16 protein-coding genes are annotated in these 16,006 nt (G+C 53.5%); 6 read left to right on the top strand and 10 right to left on the bottom strand.

Features of this window, described 5'->3' with window-relative positions; genetic code table 11:
* Nucleotides 1-67: 67 nt before the first annotated feature.
* From NSS83_RS25765 to NSS83_RS25755, 3 genes are all read left to right on the top strand, one after another.
* Nucleotides 68-643 carry a TetR/AcrR family transcriptional regulator gene (locus NSS83_RS25765; RefSeq protein ID WP_341187226.1) on the top strand — a complete coding sequence of 192 codons (576 nt, stop codon included), beginning with the start codon at nt 68-70 and terminating at the stop codon, nt 641-643.
* Nucleotides 644-820: 177 nt separating this feature from the next.
* Nucleotides 821-1,945, top strand: a complete 1,125-nt coding sequence (locus NSS83_RS25760) for a stalk domain-containing protein (protein WP_341346788.1) — start codon at nt 821-823, stop codon at nt 1,943-1,945.
* A 26-nt stretch (nt 1,946-1,971) separates the two neighbouring features.
* Nucleotides 1,972-2,751: a TatD family hydrolase gene (locus NSS83_RS25755; protein ID WP_341346787.1), complete on the top strand. Its 780-nt coding sequence runs from the start codon at nt 1,972-1,974 to the stop codon at nt 2,749-2,751.
* A gap of 293 nt (nt 2,752-3,044) precedes the next feature.
* Here the strand turns inward: NSS83_RS25755 and NSS83_RS25750 are convergent, their stop codons facing one another.
* The 7 genes from NSS83_RS25750 to NSS83_RS25720 form a co-directional block, all read right to left on the bottom strand.
* The gene (locus NSS83_RS25750) at nt 3,045-3,620 is read right to left on the bottom strand and encodes a histidine phosphatase family protein (RefSeq protein ID WP_341187223.1); all 576 of its coding nucleotides are present in this window, start codon (nt 3,618-3,620) and stop codon (nt 3,045-3,047) included.
* A 48-nt stretch (nt 3,621-3,668) separates the two neighbouring features.
* Nucleotides 3,669-4,952 carry an MFS transporter gene (locus NSS83_RS25745; RefSeq protein ID WP_341187222.1) on the bottom strand — a complete coding sequence of 428 codons (1,284 nt, stop codon included), beginning with the start codon at nt 4,950-4,952 and terminating at the stop codon, nt 3,669-3,671.
* 79 nt (nt 4,953-5,031) lie between these two features.
* Nucleotides 5,032-6,186: a winged helix-turn-helix domain-containing protein gene (locus NSS83_RS25740; RefSeq protein ID WP_341346786.1), complete on the bottom strand. Its 1,155-nt coding sequence runs from the start codon at nt 6,184-6,186 to the stop codon at nt 5,032-5,034.
* Nucleotides 6,187-6,441: 255 nt separating this feature from the next.
* Entirely contained in the window at nt 6,442-7,194 is a 753-nt protein-coding gene (locus NSS83_RS25735; protein WP_341187220.1) for a DUF4309 domain-containing protein, read from the bottom strand.
* A gap of 119 nt (nt 7,195-7,313) precedes the next feature.
* Nucleotides 7,314-7,883: an RDD family protein gene (locus tag NSS83_RS25730; protein ID WP_341187219.1), complete on the bottom strand. Its 570-nt coding sequence runs from the start codon at nt 7,881-7,883 to the stop codon at nt 7,314-7,316.
* Between the two features lie 4 nt (nt 7,884-7,887).
* A complete protein-coding gene (locus tag NSS83_RS25725) occupies nt 7,888-8,460 on the bottom strand; it encodes a hypothetical protein (protein ID WP_341187218.1) in 573 nt (190 codons plus the stop codon).
* Nucleotides 8,461-8,613: 153 nt separating this feature from the next.
* Nucleotides 8,614-9,519, bottom strand: coding sequence for a L,D-transpeptidase family protein (locus tag NSS83_RS25720; protein ID WP_341187217.1), 906 nt, complete (start codon nt 9,517-9,519; stop codon nt 8,614-8,616).
* A gap of 256 nt (nt 9,520-9,775) precedes the next feature.
* Here NSS83_RS25720 and NSS83_RS25715 point away from each other — a divergent pair, with 256 nt between their 5' ends.
* A complete protein-coding gene (locus NSS83_RS25715; protein ID WP_341346785.1) occupies nt 9,776-10,267 on the top strand; it encodes a hypothetical protein in 492 nt (163 codons plus the stop codon).
* Nucleotides 10,268-10,368: 101 nt separating this feature from the next.
* On the opposite strand, the gene NSS83_RS25710 is transcribed toward NSS83_RS25715, so the two are convergent.
* The 3 genes from NSS83_RS25710 to NSS83_RS25700 all read right to left on the bottom strand — a co-directional run bounded on the left by NSS83_RS25710 (nt 10,369) and on the right by NSS83_RS25700 (nt 13,335).
* Nucleotides 10,369-11,352, bottom strand: coding sequence for a sugar kinase (locus NSS83_RS25710; RefSeq protein ID WP_341187215.1), 984 nt, complete (start codon nt 11,350-11,352; stop codon nt 10,369-10,371).
* Entirely contained in the window at nt 11,349-12,404 is a 1,056-nt protein-coding gene (locus tag NSS83_RS25705; protein ID WP_341187214.1) for an SPFH domain-containing protein, read from the bottom strand. Before NSS83_RS25705 ends, NSS83_RS25710 begins: the two co-directional genes overlap by 4 nt.
* Before the next feature lie 238 nt (nt 12,405-12,642).
* Nucleotides 12,643-13,335, bottom strand: a complete 693-nt coding sequence (locus NSS83_RS25700; RefSeq protein ID WP_341346784.1) for a copper homeostasis protein CutC — start codon at nt 13,333-13,335, stop codon at nt 12,643-12,645.
* Nucleotides 13,336-13,547: 212 nt separating this feature from the next.
* On the opposite strand from NSS83_RS25700, the gene NSS83_RS25695 reads away from it, so the two are divergent.
* Both NSS83_RS25695 and NSS83_RS25690 read left to right on the top strand, forming a co-directional pair.
* Nucleotides 13,548-14,231: a sensor domain-containing protein gene (locus NSS83_RS25695; RefSeq protein ID WP_341346783.1), complete on the top strand. Its 684-nt coding sequence runs from the start codon at nt 13,548-13,550 to the stop codon at nt 14,229-14,231.
* A gap of 262 nt (nt 14,232-14,493) precedes the next feature.
* On the top strand, nt 14,494-15,900 hold the full coding sequence (locus NSS83_RS25690; RefSeq protein ID WP_341182742.1) for a transposase: 1,407 nt from the start codon (nt 14,494-14,496) through the stop codon (nt 15,898-15,900).
* The last annotated feature ends 106 nt before the right edge of the window (nt 15,901-16,006 follow it).

Raw genomic sequence — 16,006 nt, 5'->3', positions numbered from 1 at the left:
TTGTAAATAGGCAGTTTTATGGTATACTCCAATTAGAGTTGAACCAGCACTGTCAGGAGGAATCACCATGGAGAAAAAAAGAGGCCGTCCGCGCAACACCGAGGCCAAGAACGCTATTCTGAACGCTTCATATGAATTATTGCTGGAGACCGGCTTCAGCGCAGTTACCGTGGAGAAGATCGCGGAGCAGGCCCAGGTCAGTAAGGCAACGATCTATAAATGGTGGCCGAATAAAGCGGCGGTTGTGATGGACGGATATCTGTACGCTGCTAACGCCAGACTACCGATCCCCGATACCGGTTCCGCCAAAGAGGACATTCTGATTCATGCAGGAACACTCGCGCAGTTCCTCACCAGCCGGGAAGGTAAAGTCATTACGGAGCTGATCGGTGAAGGGCAGTCCGATGCCGGACTGGCGGAGGCGTACCGGAGCAGATATTTCGGCCCGCGCCGCCAGGAGGCCTGGAAGCTGTTCGAACGTGGAATTGCCCGGGGGGAACTGAAGCAGGGACTCGATATCGGGAGTTGTATCGATTTGATCTACGGCCCTATTTTTTACCGGTTGCTGCTGACCGGAGGAAACTTGGACGAAGACTCCGTCAGAGCCCTGGTCTCACTTGCCCTTCAGGCGCTTGAGGCTTGAGGTTCCTGTAAGACTACTATATAAGGTATGTCAAGGTGTAGCCGGCTAGGCACAAAACAATATGAGCTAGGGCTGTAACAGGCTTGTCTTATCTTTGTTAACAGAACGTGACCCGCAGGCGGAGTTTTTCATTTATAATACAAGAGATTGGAATTTCCAGACTCCGGAGGTTATCTTATGAAAAAATTAATTACCGCTGCCGCTATTGCCCTGCTCCTCGCAGGCCATGCGGCGGGTTCATCTATAGATATTGCCCATTCTGCTGCTGCCCCTCTATCCCTTGTTGTGGACGGACAAGCCGTTCTCCCCTATGCTGCGCCCTTCCATTCCGGCGGCATCTTGTATGTTCCGGCCCGCACGCTGCTGGAGTTCTATCCGATGCAGCTGCAATGGAACAACACCCTCAAGCAGCTTACCCTGTCCACAAGCTGGGACAAGACGATTCTTACACCCGGCAGCGCTTCCGTGCAAGTGACTTATACACAAACGGACGGAGGATATCAGGAAGAGCTGGACTCTCCTGTGTTACTAAAGGCAGGCCGTGTGTATATCGCGGCGGCTACTTTGGACTCCCTTACGGGAGCAGTTACAGAGCTGAATCCGGGAGGAAGCCGGGTTACTGTTACCCCAGGCAGTCTTAGCACTACCGTTAGAGTACCCGCAGCTCCCCTTACCGTTGCAGAGAATAATTCCAAGGTGAAGCTGTACGCTGCGCTCAAGGACGGCAATACCTACAAAGGGTTCATTCTTGAAGTGAACGGGAAAAAGCAAAGCTTCAACTGGACCGTATCCAGGGACTACTCGCACCCGCCTCAGCTCTTCTACGCCGATGTAGATTCGGACGGCAAACCGGAGATCACGGTTGTGTTCACCCTGGGTACCGGTACCTCGCTGGTTGCACAGGAGGTTCATGTGGTTAAGCCGGAACAGTGGAAGGAAATATCGGTGCCTGCTGCGGACAAAGCGGCCTCCGCTGTAGTCTCCTCCAGTATTTCGCTGGATAAGGACGATGTCCTGCTGAAGCTTGAGCTTACAGGACCCGTTCCCTCTAAGGTGACGCTCAGACTCCCGGACCGGGCTGAGGACGGCCTGAAGTATTTCGGCAGCAAAGCAGCTATTGGCGCAGTGACCTACTACTCAGTAGAGAATAACAAACTGCTCGCAGATACCAGCTTAATGGTCGGCATGACCGAGAGTGTCGGTACCCTGAAGCTGGAGTATAAGGCAGGCAAGACGGGGATGGAGCTGGGGTCTATTGCTTTTGAGCCGCATGAACGGGGTGAAGCCATTGTGGAGAAATAATCCGCTGCCGGAAGGAGAGGCTTGCAATGATTGATGCCCATATTCATCTTGACCAATATGAGGACAAGGTATTATCCTCCATGCTGGAGGGACTGCCGGAGCATGGCATCGAGTCGCTCATCGCCGTCTCGATGAATCTCGCTTCGAGCAAGCGAACTCTGGAGTTAGCAGCCAGCTATCCGGGCCTTGTAGAGCCTGCGTATGGTTTCCATCCAGAGCAGGCGCTGCCTACGGAGGAAGAACTGAACGTGCTGCTGAAATGGATTACCGGCCATGCGGACCGTATGGCCGCTATTGGTGAAATCGGCCTCCCCTACTACTCCCGCGCCGAAGCTGCCGCACGCGGTGAAGACTGGGAGATGGAGCCCTATCTCGGGCTGCTGGGCAGACTTCTGGGCTTGGCCGCCCAATTAGCCAAGCCGGTCATACTGCATGCTGTCTATGAGGATGCGTGGACCGTATGCGATCTGCTGGAACAGCATGGCCTTACGCAGGCCCATTTTCACTGGTTCAAGGGTCCCGCTGCTACCGTTGACCGGATGATTAGCCGGGGTTACTACATTTCCTTCACTCCCGATATCCTCTATGAACCGGAGATTCAGGACATGGCACGCCGTTATCCGCCGGAGCTGGTCATGGCAGAGACGGACGGCCCATGGCCGTTTGAAGGACCGTTCGCCGGGCGCACCACCCATCCGGCTATGGTCCATGACGTTGCTGCCGCCTGGGGGGCGCTGCACGGGTATTCTGTTACCGAAGCCAGAGCGAAGCTGACGGCGAATACGGTGCGATTCTATGGGCTATAGGTATAGGTCTGATGTTCTGCTTAAGTAGAACATCAGACCTGATTAAGGTGCAAGCTATATACTTAAGTGTATTCCGTACACCTAAATCGTTTGATTTACCGCCGAACAACCATTTAGTTGTATTTGATACATTTAAAATGCCTCATTATCCGGGATCTCGCCCACTCGGGCAAATTTAGTTGTACAAACAACAGTTAGAAGAGGAAATCCTTCCCTTTGGCTGTTTTTAAATGTATAGAATACAACTATCCCCGAATCATCTTTCTATCCTCCCTACCGGATGATCCTGACTGTTAGCCTGCTTGAATAGGCATCCGCCGGACCGATACTTTATCCTCTTTGAACTCCATGACATAGATATCCGGCTTCGTTGTCTGCATCAGGAAGTCCAGGCCATATCCAGGGGAGAAATAGCCCAGCATCAAGGACATCACCATGCCGTGGGTGCCGATGGCCACTCTTTTCCCGGCATGGGTCCGCAGAATATCCTGCAGTGCCTTCACCGCCCGCGTCTGGCATTCCCGGTTCGATTCCCCGCCCGGCAGGGCGTAATCCGGGTCGGTGTACATCTTCTGTAGCACTTGATATAGTTCCTCATCCGGCAGCTGCTGTTCGCCCTCCATCCAGACCTTTTCCCGCAGATCATCGATCAGAATGATTTCCTGCTCCAGCTTATCCGCCAAATCCGCAATTGTATTGACCGCCCGGATATACGGGCTGCTGTACATCACATCTATCCCTTCATCCTTCAGGCATTCGGTGACCCGCAGGGCATCCTCTTCCCCCTTGGGCGACAGGCCGCGCGTCCATTCATCCACCCCAGTACGAAGCGAGTCCCCGTGCCTCACCATGTAGATATAAGTTGTCATAAGCTCCTCCTGATCATCCATACAGAAATTAGTGATCCGTTAACCATCTTAGCTACTCTCTACCGCTGGCTGAGCGGCTTCCGGTGCAGACCCCGCCACCGGCCAGAGCTGGCGCTGAAGCAGCAGCCCCGCAGCCCCTAAAATCAACAGCAGCAAGCCGATGTTGACAAAAATACGGGCCGGACCCGCATACTGTACCAGCACACCGCCCAGCAAAGGCGCTACAATCATTACCGCGCTGAGTACGGTATTCTGGATGCCGAAGATGCGGCCGGTCATGTGCGGCGGGGTTTCTTTTTGCAGGCAATAATTGAACGTAACCATAAACATGCCGTTGCCGGTCCCCAGCACAAACCCGAAGAGCAGCACCCACAGCATCGACGTCCCCGGCTGAAGCAGACCGAGCGCCGCAATTGACCCGCCAATCAGCACATACCCGGTCCCCAGCTTCCAGCCATACCCGCCTTCGGATTTCAGCTTGTTCAGGATCAGAATGATTAGCACAGCCCCTACTCCCGTGGCGGCAACCATCCAGCCCAGCAACGATTCGCGCTCCGGTGCGAAGATCCGGAACAGACTGGTGAACTGAAAATCAACTACCTGAATGACCAGTGCTCCGGTGAGTCCGAACAACATCGCCGTCAGCAGCAGCCGGCTGCGCAGCAGGAAGGTCCAGCCTTCCTGCCACATTTTGAGCAGCGTCAGCTTGCCTTCCTGCGCTTCAGAATGCTTGCTGTCTGCTTCATCCTGGCGGATATACTTGACAGACAACAGCAGCAGATAAGAGCAGCCGCGCAGCAGTGCATTCAGCAGGATACACCACTGCGGCGTAAGGAAGGCGAGCGCCAAACCTCCGAGTAAGGGACCGGCGATTTTGGAGCCCTGGTTGACCAGTCCGTTCATAGACGAGGCTTGCAGCAGCTGATCCTCCCGGACCAGACTGCGGGTCAGGGACTGCTGGGCCGGCATATTCAGCGTAGACAGCGCAGAGCGCAGTGCCAGCAGCGGCAGCAGCCAGACCATGTTCGGCGCGAACAGCACCAGCAGGGTCAGCAGCGCGGTCAGCAGGTCGCAGGTACGCATCAGCTTCAGCTTGTTCATCCGGTCAGCGGCTGCGCCGGCAACCGACCCGAGCAGAATACTCGGCAGCGCCAGCGTTACCGGAATGAGCGCCAGCATTAGCGGGCTGGCCTGCCAGCGGTAGCCGACTAGCACCTGAATGGCCAGCGCGTCGAACCAGTCGCCGAAGCTTGCGGTGGCGAATGCGGTATAGACCCGCATGTACGTTTTGTTATGCAGCAGGCTTGTTCCCTGCTTGGTTGAAAGCTCCATCTCACATTCCTCCAGGTTACCTATAATCTTAGATGATCCATCTATGATCCTAAGATAACGGAGGATTGTCAGAGAAATATCAGAGGGCTTCCAGCAGCCCCAGCAACAGATCCTCAAGCGTCTGCTCCAGCCGGGTCAGGCCGCAGGCTTCAAGCCCTGTAGTGAACAGTTCCTCATATTTGCGGTCCAAAGGGCTTCCCGCCAGGAACATACGGCAGAAATGGTGAATCCGGTAGATCGAGTAGAGCCGCAGCGGAATGAAGCCGGACATCTCCATCACCTGTAGTCCCTCCTGAATCAGCTTGTCCCCTTCCGCCCATTGTTCCCGGCGCAGTGCCCAAAGTCCTTTTACTACCTTATAACTGCCAATCTCGCGCAAAAACGGCTTATCCTGCAGGATCTTGCTGACGGCTTCATCCATCCGTTCCAGCTCTTCCTCTCCAGCACCCACGGTAAGATGGATGAACAGCTCCGTAATCATCGTGACGGGTATGAAGTTCTCGAACCCGGGTCCTGCGATAACCTGGTAAGTACGTTTCAGGCGTTCCAGCGCTAGCTCCGGCTGCCCGGAAAGGGTGTACAAGTCCAGCATCGTCAGAATCTCCAGCTCCAGCTGCTCTGGCGGATTCAGCAAATTCCGCTCAATAAGACGTTCGGCGTACTCCACCTTCTCCTTGGGATTGCCAATGAAGAAGTAGAACAGATTGAGGTAAAAGAGCCGGTCCTTCAGCGGAATCTCGTCCGTATGAATCAGCCACTCCAGATCTCCCTGCACGAAATGAACAACCATCGCATAATGCGGGTCCAGCTCATAACCAAGGATGTCCTGCTGGCGGGCCAAAGTCAGTATCGATTTGCCCTGGCCGTACACATGAAATTTCGAGAAGACCTCACGCATGGTATCGCGCAGCCCAGAATCATGCGATGCCGGATTCACCGCCACGCCCGCAAGGCTGCCGGGAATGGTCAGACTGTAGCCGAAGCCGCGAATCGTCTTAATGTCGATCCCGCCTAACGGCCTCAGCTTCTTACGCAGCCTGTAGATATGATCGTCCACCGTCCGCTCCACCGGGTACTCCATCGGCCACACTTTATCCAGCAGCTGCTCGCGGCTGAAGGTCCGCCCCCGGTTACGGTACAGAAACTGCAGCAGTGCGAACTCCTTGGGCAGCAGCTCTACCGTTAATCCTCCGGCGGATACCTTATATTCACTTGCGTTCAGCTCCAGATGCATGGCCGTGCCTCATTTCTTCTGATTTCTTTCATAAGAGAAAGTATACATCATGCGTTGACTTTATTTAAGTACTCCCAACTGGTTAAGGCGGGCTGGCTCACTCGCCAGCGGTTTTCGATTACATTTGGCCTAGGTGCCGCCTTCTGGTGGTCCCATTGTGATCGGTTTTTCGATTACATGCCTGTAAACGGAAAAATCCCCCTGCAGTTGCCGCTGCAAGGGGATGCATAGGTGCTCTAAGATGCTCTGAGCTGACTAGCCTGCCATATTATTAATGGAGTCCTGCTCCGAGAACACCGAGATATGATCTACCGTTCCTGTGGATTCCGGGATGATGAATTTGAGCTGATACTGCTTGTTGGCCTGATAAATATAGATGTTATGCTCGCCATTCACGGTGGTAGCATCCGGCTTGCCGAGTACTTCTTCAATCTGTTCCAGTGTCAGGTTACGCAGGTCCGGGGCGCTGGAGCGCACATCGAAAATCTTGCTGCCCTTATTGAAGCCGATTACCACCTGCTTGCCCGAATAGGTGGAATAGATCCCTTTGCCTGCCGATTCCTTGAGGTCCGGTTCTCCCCACGCGGCTTCCACCTCATCAATAAGTCCGGTATGCGCAGCATATTCAACGCCCGGCACCTTGCCCTGCTTGGCAAGCTCCAGCAGCTCCTTCAGCTGTTTGCTCCGTTCTTGCGGGGTGGCGGGAGCTACGGTATCTGCCTCAGCCCCTGCGGCTTCAGTGACCGTAGACTCTGATGTGGCTCCGGCGGCGGCTTCAGGGCCTGCAGTTACAGGCTCTGCCCCTGCAGCAGCGCCCTCATCTGTGCCGGATTCGCTTACCTGCGCGCCTTCTGCTGCCGATGAAGCGTTATCCCCTGGCTGCGCAGTCGCTGTAACCGCAGGCGTATTGTTAGGCGACGGTTCCGTTTTGCCGGAATTACAGGCTGTAAGGCTGAGCATCGCCCCAAGGATAAGAATACCGGCGACTCTTCTTATTGATGTAGTCATGCTGCCATCTCCTTCGTTAAGGGAAACATCCTCTTTTGTCTAAACTGTACCCTATGACGAAGCGCCTGTAACAAAGGTTGCAGGCGCAGACCCCTGATCCAGGTATTATACGCGTAGCCTTATGCTATGAATTTCCCTGTCTGATCACGGTCCAGCGCTGTTTTGTTCACCACATAAGTACGGGCCATCAGATCATGCAGCGCCCGCTTACGCGGGGTAAATACGATGAATAGGCAATCCAACACCACAACCCAGCCAATAAAAGCATTCAAATCCGCCGCAAGCGGACTCCAGTTCACGAGACTGCTTGGGATGGAGGACAACGCCTCGGTATTCAGACCCACAATCACTGCCAGGAAGCTGTTAACAATAATAAAGCTATCCCTAATCAAAGCCTGCTTGAGCACCGGATATCTTCCATTCTCATCAACGATTCTTGCCCTCAAAAGCAGCCTGCCCGGCGTGCCTCCGTATTGGACAACCATAAATACATTGAACGCCATAAGCAGTACAAACTGTACAAAAAGCGGGAACGCTGACCCTGCCGATTCTGCAAGAGAAACGGAAATCCGCTCCAGCAAGTAGGTTGGAAAAACAAGAATCAGGAAATCGATGAAATTAATCAGTACTCTTTTCCAAAAGCCTACAAAATCGTATAAATTAAGTTCTTCCTCGATCCATGGCTCCATACTTTCACCCCTCCAGCGCACTCTTCCCCTCCACAACCCTGCCCACATGCTGCAAAATCTCAAGATTCTGCTGCACGATGATCCGCTTAGCCTGATACTCCTCAGTTAATGCCATGATTGCAGGAATACTCTCCCTCCTGAAGCTGCGGTTCCATTCCAGCAGCATGATCCGGAGATACTTGAACGACTGCTTATAATTTCCCTGCTCCAGCCCCAGCCTGGTCTTCATGAACCTGCGGATGACCCGGGCATCCTGTACATAAGCCTTAGGCTGAATCAGGAAAATCAGATCCGCTTGCCGGAAGCTTTCTGTTCCCCACTGATAATGTACTCCCTCAATAATCCACGACTCCGCCTCCATAGCTTCCGCGAGCTTGGCATCCCGTACCTCCGGGGCGTTCTTGGTATTGTCCCTGCGATCCCAGACAAAATTATCCGTTTCATAGCACGGAATTCCGTAACTTTGAGCTAATTTCCGGGCGATATATGTCTTCCCGCTCCCGCAGCCGCCTATAATCCGTACTCTAATCTTCAGTCCCTCCCCTGGAAGATCAAGAATATAACAAATCTCTCTCATATTACTATTCTCTATGTATCCTGTCACTCTACTCCACCCGGTTAAACATTGAAGCCAGCCCATCAATAATCGATTGGCTGGCTTCTGGGGCCGCAGTGTATGGCGGCATCTTGGTTGGATAATCCTTGGCTGGTGCAGCAGTATCCTGCTGCTTTACAGCTTCACTGCTCCCTCTTTAGCGTTCCAGGTGAACGGCAGGCCGAACAGCGGCGTTAAGCTGCCCAGCGGAATGTACAGGCGGCCGTCTACACTTTTAGAGGCTAGCATCTCCACTGTTTTGCCGTTCACTTTGGCTTTCGTGCTAAGCGGCTTGTGAACTGCTGTATTCTTGCCTATTGTGATGATAAGCGCTCCGGTTCCCGCCTCCTGCATCAGGCTTCCGCCCAGCAGCTTCACGGATTCACTCAGTGGAATATACACCCGCGAATCCTCCAGCAGGAAGGAATTCTTCACTTGCAGCTTTTCCCCGCCCTTGACAAAAGCTCCCGCAATCATTGTAGATCCCAGACGGTAGCCGTTCTTCTCGGCAATGGCCGCCATCTCAAGCCCGGAGGTTGTAATGATGACCCGGGTGTTCTTCGCAATCTTCGGATACAGCCAGTGAATATCGTCATTGTGCATGCGGATGCATCCGGCGCTGACATATTTACCGATAGAAGATTCATTGTTGTTGCCGTGAATGGCGTAGGTCGTGCCGTAAGTATCATTTACTTCCAGCCCCAGCCAGCGGTCCCCCAGCGGATTGGCCGGATCGCCTCCGGGAATCTTCTCCTTGTAGTAGGGTCTATTCTTGATTTTGACCACCATCTTGAAGCTGCCTTCAGGCGTCAGGCTTTTCGTTTTGCCGGTAGCGACCGGAAAAATCTTCACCAGCTTGCCCTCGCTGTAATAGGCGAGTTTGTTCGTTTTTTTGTTCACAATGATCAGATCTGAGGAAGACGATGCCGCTTGCGCAGATCCTGTGAAGCATGCGGTCAAAAGCATTACAAACACCAGTGTTAGTGCGATGCTTTTAGGAAAATAGGTTTGAAACCGGCTTGCCTGTTCACGCTGACTCATAGTTGCCCCACCTCCGGGTTATGGATGATTCTGGATTGCCTTTTCTAATAGACGTTCATTTGCCGCAATAGTTGCAGAGCAGCCTGTACCTATTCTTATCAACTCGTCCTGCCTGGAGTGACGCAACGTTTGCAATATTGTAACCGTTCTAGGCAGTAGCGCCTTCCTTGCACACCGAAGCATGAATATTCGCCAGTCCCATCAGAGATAATAAGCCCGCATGACCATAACACTCATCTCAAGGAGGCCAATTAAAGTGAATATCAACTCATCTGCACAGATCCGGGAATGCGAGCAAATCGTTCAGCAGCTGATGGCACAGACCCAGCAGGGAACGCAGAATTACCAGCAGCTTCTTCAGCAGGAGCAGCAGGATGCCGCCAAGCTCCAGGAGCTTAGCCAGCATAACAGCAAGGCCATTCAGATGATCCAGCAGGCGCTGCAGGGCCATCAGACCGCGATGCAGCAGCTGCAGCAGATCTCGCAGTCGGTCAGATCAATGGAGCAGTTCCCGCAGACTTCCGGCTTCAATACCCATACAAGCATTCCAAGCTTCAATTCCGGGAACCAGATGGGACTCATGCATTCTATGGGACAGAACCAGCCAATGGGTCAGAGCCACAATACAGGAATGGGGGGGTATAACGCCGGAATCAACCACCAGCCGATGCATACGCCAATGCAGACACCTATGTCCGCTGGCTCTTCCTATAACGCTCCAATGAACCAGGGACGAAGCTTCCAGTAAGAGCGTATATTGGTAAAAAGGGTTCTCTCAGACCGCAGCAGCGGAAGCTGAGAGAACCCTTTTGGCGTACCCGGCGTTGACGGTCCGAGCTTCGTGTTCGTCTAGACTACCAGCCTGCCGGTCTTCTCCGCCAGTCCAACCGTCGCTTCCACCCCGGAGTTGAATTCCAGATAATCGCTCTCCACTCCATCGCTGAAGATCACGCCGTCCTCCGGCATCTGCGAGGTGATGCGCAGCGGCAGACTGCTGCTGATTCTCCCGAATACCAGCTCCGCTGAAGTCGTCCGGCTTGGAAAAGGCTCCCGCACGGTGAAATACAGCTCAGGATGGTTCCAGGCCAGCCCGCTGCCCGTGCTGACTGCGGCAATCTCCGCAGACACCCGGGCTGTCCGTTCAGCCTCTGCATGCTGCATTTGTGCGGCACGGCTGACGATTCCTGCGGCTCCGGCAAGCACACTCTTGAGCCAGCCCGTGGAGCCCAGGCCCGTCGAGACAATGATGCCGCTGGAGGACTGCTGCTCCAGCTGCCCGTTCAGCTCCAGCTGATACCGGGCTGAGACATGGGTCCGGCGGCCGATGAACAGATCGTTCACCCCGTACAGGCTCTGGCCGTCATTCAGCTCCACCTTGGCAAGGGTAACCTCACGGACCTGGCGCTGGGCGCGCAGCACCTCACTCACCACTTGCCGCACCTCCTTGACCCTGAAGGGCAGCAGCACGCCATCCCAGCGCAGCGGATCAGGATTCACCCCGATCAGCGGCTGCTCCTGAAGGTATTTCAGCGTGTTGGCGACCAGACCGTCCTGGCCCAGAACCACTACGGTATCCTCAGCTCCGAAGATGAAGTTCGGCACATGCTGCCGCTCCAGCACCTGGAGCCGGCCTATGGCGCTAAGCTCGGTCACTGCGGTCTCCACCGCTTTGCGGTATTGGAAATCCTCGCTTAAGTAGTCGCTGAAATCGGCACCCAGCCGTTCAATATAGAACTGGGCCTGCTGGATCGTATTGTAGCGGACCACCAGCTCCTCCAGGCGTGTCTTCCGCTTGATCAGTATAATTTTGTTCTCCGATCCCCGGCTGCTCATCGTTCATTGCCTCCCTTTGCCGCATTGTTCCCTCCGCCATACGAACCGGCCATGATTCCCTGGAGCAGGTCCGGCGTAATGTTAAGCTGGCCGATCTTCCCGGCATTCTCCGCCAGCTCCTGGAAGGCGATGGCGATCAGCTTATCCGGATTCATGCCGACATTCGTCAGCGCCTGCAGGACGTTAGGCGATACATTTTGCAGCGAATTCATTACCGCCGTCAGCTCGTAAGCCTTGGCATCCGCTTCGGCTCTCTTATTCGCTATGGCCAGCTCAATCAGCGCCTGCTTCTTCTCCTCCAGCTCCGTATCAAAAATCAGCTGCTCTTCCTTCATCTCATTCTGCTTCTGCTTCGCCGAACGGTCAGAGTCAAGCAGCGCCTCACGCATCTGCCGCTTCTTCGTCTGAACGGCGATCTCTGTATTCAGCTCATTCTCCTTCACCCGCCGTTCCTGCTCAATCGAAGCATTACGCCGCTCATAGAGCGCGTTATCTGCATTACGGAGCATCTCCTCCCTGGCCTGCGCTTCCAAGGCCCGCAGCGTCTCCTTATTCGGTACAATCGCCAGAATGGACAAGCCCATCAGCTCTATGCCCAGCTTCTCAATCTCCGCACTCTGGCCGATTTCATGGGTAATCATCTTGGCCAGACGTTCACTCGACTGGATCGCCTCCTTCAGCGGGAGCTGCCCGAGCTGCTTCTTGGTCAGGACCTTGGCGATATTAATTACCCGCTGGGCCAGCTTGTGCGGATCGTCGGAGAGATAGGTGTTCTTTTTGAGATTATAGGTGTAGTTGAGGATCTGGGTGGTCTTGCGGTAATCGGCAATCCGGTAGGTCAGCTGTCCCTGGACGGTTACCGTCTGATAGTCCGCTGTAATTTCCTCGAACATGAATGGAACATCTATCGAGGAGACAGGCACCACAACCACCGAAGTCGTCGGCGCATAATAATGAAAAGAAAGCCCGACCCCTTCACGCACTACCTTGCCATTCTTCACCTTAAGCACATAATCACTGGGCTGAAATTTCACGAACCGGAATCCGAACATGGTCATTACCTCCTAGGGTTTATTGTGAGTCACTTGGGTTACTGAGCAGAATTCAGATCTCAGAATCAGAAGATAGTTATTTACTTATTGTTATTATTAATTTGTTATTAACAACATCATAGCAGACCTTGCTGATATTATCAATATGTTATTAACAAAATAAACAAAAAAATGCCGCCCTGAAGATGGCAGCATCTGTATTCAATTCTATCCGTACCTTCAGGATTGTTCTTCCTGTCTAGGGCTTGAGAAGCGTACGGATGGCTGCGAGCCGCTCCGGGTCTACCGGCTTCAGCGGGTCGCCGTCCTCCCGGACTGCCGAACCAAAATGCACCCGGCGGACACCGGTCCGTGTAACGAAGTCCTTCAGGTCTGCGGCATTCAGGCCGCTGCCTGCCAGGATGGAGAGCGAAGAACCGGCAGACAGCCGTTCCAGTACAGCAAGTCTTACCATACCGCCAGGCGTATTGGCAGCAGCAGTCCCGCCGGAGGTCAGAATATCGGTAATCTGCGGATACCGCTTAAGAACCTCAAGAGCTTCAAGCTGGTCCTGCACCTCATCGAACGCACGGTGGAAGGTAACCTCCATCCCCGCCGTCTGCTCCAATAGCCGGCTCAGCAGTTCTTCATCTATCGTCCGGTCCTCCCGGAGCATCCCCATCACCACGGACAGCCCGCCTACCCCGGCTATATGGCGGATATCGCGCAGCATGGTCTCCACATCGGATGCATCGTACACGAAGGAGCGTGCATGCGGCCTTACCATTACTCTCACCGGAATGCTAACCTGCTCCCGGACCGCTTCAATCAGACCCAGACTGGGCGTTAATCCGCCTTCACGGATGCCCGTGACCAGTTCAATCCGGTCAGCACCATAACGCTCCGCTATGACCGCATCACTTACTGTAGTTGCTATAACCTCTAACAGCATAAATTGCTACACTCCCCTTCATGGTCGTATTCCTTGTAAACCGCTTTACTTTAGTATAATGATAAACCTAGTAAATAGCAGAGAGATTCCTGACTATGTCAGCACTGGACCAGAGTCCAGGACTTTTCCCGCCTTTTGGAGAGTGTGTTCTCCGGATGAAGCCTCTATACTGAAGAAGTTGAAATTTGGAAATTCGGATTGGAGCGGCTTGAATGATAAGACAAAGTATACACGCGTGGAAACTACTAATGCTCTCCCTGCCCAAAGGAATCATTGCTTTCGTCATTGCTGTTACAGGTCTGAGTGCGAGCCTGCCTCTGATTATTGTGTGGGTGGGGCTGCCGCTGCTGGCCCTGACCTTGGCCTGGTGCCGCAGCATGATGTCCAATGAACACAAAACCGTTGAAGCCTGGTCCAGCGGCAACAGCCGACGGGGAACCGGGAAACCCGCTGTTATAGCGGATCATGCCCCCGCCTTCCGCTGGGAGGGGCTGCGGACATTAGGACACCAGCTCCGTGACAGGGAGTCGTACCGGGGAATCCTGTACAGCCTCCTCCAGCTGCCCGCAGGGATTCTGGGCTTCACGCTTGCGCTGGTCCTGCCTGCGGTGGCCTTCAGCGCTCTTCTGTCACCTGTGGCTCAGCGAATCAGCTCATCGGTATTCTCCTATGATCTGAATATGCTGGACCCCGAGGTCTTCTTCTTCCTGTCCGGCACAACCTCAGATGAACGCTCATGGATTCTATGCGGAACCGGATTTGTATTGCTGCTGCTTCTGCCGCTGCTGTTGGTGGGTCTTGGGCGTCTGTACGCGGCCTGGATCAGCGCAGTCTCAGGAACACCAGCGGACTCTTCCACCAGTCCCTCTTTGGAAATCATGCCTGCGGGGCGCTAACAGAGCATCAGAACTGAAGAGGAGAATTCGTCCCGTTTGGACGAATATTCAGTACTACTTAAAACAATATAGTTGAACAGAGGAGACAATTTCATAATTCAAAACCCTTGCTATATCTGGTTTTTTTGAGCATAGAAAAAGGAGTACCTCCCCAAATTCTCGAAGTTATAGGCGACGAAACCAACACCCGAGAAGAAAAGAGGTAATCCCTATCTATTCTATTCGACAAGAAGAACTGTTTTCCTTTGAGGAATTGCTCCAGATGGCTCCGGAAGATAAATACAGCCAAATCTTTGAACACTTACATTTAGCTCCAGTTCTATTCGCACTGGGGAAAAAGAGCCATCGCGGACGGCCTGAAAAATTAAACGTACCTGCCATGATCTACTCGCTGCTGATTGCTAAAATGGAGAACATCGAGTTTGTCTCTGCCTTGGTCCGGCGATTGAATCATAGCAACGAATTTCGAGTCCAGTGCCGGTTTACGGGCTCGGACAACATTCCCAGCCAGGCCTCCTATTCTCGTTTGATTCATGCGCTGGAGCAAACGGGAATGCTGGAACAACTGCAGGATCGCCTAGTCACATCTGCCCTAGAAGAAGGGTTTGTGAGCGGCACCCATCTTGCTGTGGATTCCTCCATGGTCGAGGCGTGGGATTGCCAATTTAGCGAATCGGCCTCCAAGCGTCGTGCGGCTCGCCGGGAGCAAAAGAAAGGTGAAGCTCCGGTGGCTGAACAACTTCAGCTCGAACATTCCGAGCCTGAGCCGAAGACGGTGAACAAGCCGCTGAAGAAACCCAGGTATAGCAAGCCTGGTCGTCCGTCCCCGGCGGAAAAGGAACGTCGGCGCGAGGAAATGGAAGCTTATGAACAAAGTCTCGGACCGTTCCAGAAAACCATTGAAGCGATGTTGCCCTACACGTACGATGAACTGCTGACCGCGTTGCCCCGGCATGCTGCGCGTTGTGACAAGAAAAATACGAAGGGCCGAATGACCAGCTATTACGGGTTCAAGGCGAATCTGCTGGTCGACACGGACAGCCAGTATATCCTAAGCGGCCTCTGGAGTTCAGCCCATCCGAATGACCAGCGTATGGCGGTCGTCCTTCTCAAAGGCCTGCTCCTGAAGTTTCCCATGCTAAAGGTCAAGCATATCTTGGGCGACAAGGGCTACGACTGCGCGGCAATCTACCAGTTGATTCATTCGCTCGGCGCCTATCCTGCGATTTCTCTGATTCACCACAAAGACCCGCCTGCGGGAATGAATCTGGATTACACGCCGGTGTGCGCTCAAGGGCATGCGTACCGTTACGACAGTTTTGAGGCCAAATATGAGACCCTGAAGTACACCCGGCCTAGTGAATGCCAAGGCTGTGCGCTGTCCGGTACCTCTTGCCAAAAAGTGTTTAAAATTCGCATCCAAACGGATTTGCGTTTGCATACCTATCCCGCCAGAGGCAGCGAAAGTTTTACCACGCTATACAACAAGCGGACGGCCGTGGAGCGTGTATTTGCCTATCTCAAAGAGTATTTCGGGTTGAAACGCACACGCCACCGCGGTGTCCGGGCAAGTGTCGATTTCCAGCTCAGTACGCTCGCGTACAATTTGAGCAAGTTTGCGTTAGACAAGTTGAACCAACAGTTGAAAGACTCCCAGCAAGTAGCCTGATTTTTTAAAAATTGATTTTAGATTTTGGCCAAATCTTGCTATTTAGCAAACTGAATTATGAAATTGACTCCAGAGTACAATTAAGCATACCGTTAGTACCATAATC

Source organism: Paenibacillus sp. FSL H3-0469 (assembly GCF_038051945.1).
Lineage (GTDB): Bacteria > Bacillota > Bacilli > Paenibacillales > Paenibacillaceae > Paenibacillus_AQ.
The sequence above is the reverse complement of the archived record's forward strand: the minus strand, read 5'-3'. Positions and strand labels throughout refer to the sequence as shown.

Coding starts and splice junctions, on each gene's coding strand:
- NSS83_RS25735 (WP_341187220.1), bottom strand. CDS start 7,194: ATGACTACATCAATAAGAAGAGTCGCCGGTATTCTTATCCTTGGGGCG.
- NSS83_RS25750 (WP_341187223.1), bottom strand. CDS start 3,620: ATGACAACTTATATCTACATGGTGAGGCACGGGGACTCGCTTCGTACT.
- NSS83_RS25760 (WP_341346788.1), top strand. CDS start 821: ATGAAAAAATTAATTACCGCTGCCGCTATTGCCCTGCTCCTCGCAGGC.
- NSS83_RS25690 (WP_341182742.1), top strand. CDS start 14,494: ATGGCTCCGGAAGATAAATACAGCCAAATCTTTGAACACTTACATTTA.
- NSS83_RS25700 (WP_341346784.1), bottom strand. CDS start 13,335: ATGCTGTTAGAGGTTATAGCAACTACAGTAAGTGATGCGGTCATAGCG.
- NSS83_RS25730 (WP_341187219.1), bottom strand. CDS start 7,883: ATGGAGCCATGGATCGAGGAAGAACTTAATTTATACGATTTTGTAGGC.
- NSS83_RS25725 (WP_341187218.1), bottom strand. CDS start 8,460: ATGAGAGAGATTTGTTATATTCTTGATCTTCCAGGGGAGGGACTGAAG.
- NSS83_RS25695 (WP_341346783.1), top strand. CDS start 13,548: ATGATAAGACAAAGTATACACGCGTGGAAACTACTAATGCTCTCCCTG.
- NSS83_RS25710 (WP_341187215.1), bottom strand. CDS start 11,352: ATGAGCAGCCGGGGATCGGAGAACAAAATTATACTGATCAAGCGGAAG.
- NSS83_RS25720 (WP_341187217.1), bottom strand. CDS start 9,519: ATGAGTCAGCGTGAACAGGCAAGCCGGTTTCAAACCTATTTTCCTAAA.
- NSS83_RS25705 (WP_341187214.1), bottom strand. CDS start 12,404: ATGTTCGGATTCCGGTTCGTGAAATTTCAGCCCAGTGATTATGTGCTT.
- NSS83_RS25765 (WP_341187226.1), top strand. CDS start 68: ATGGAGAAAAAAAGAGGCCGTCCGCGCAACACCGAGGCCAAGAACGCT.
- NSS83_RS25745 (WP_341187222.1), bottom strand. CDS start 4,952: ATGGAGCTTTCAACCAAGCAGGGAACAAGCCTGCTGCATAACAAAACG.
- NSS83_RS25740 (WP_341346786.1), bottom strand. CDS start 6,186: ATGCATCTGGAGCTGAACGCAAGTGAATATAAGGTATCCGCCGGAGGA.
- NSS83_RS25755 (WP_341346787.1), top strand. CDS start 1,972: ATGATTGATGCCCATATTCATCTTGACCAATATGAGGACAAGGTATTA.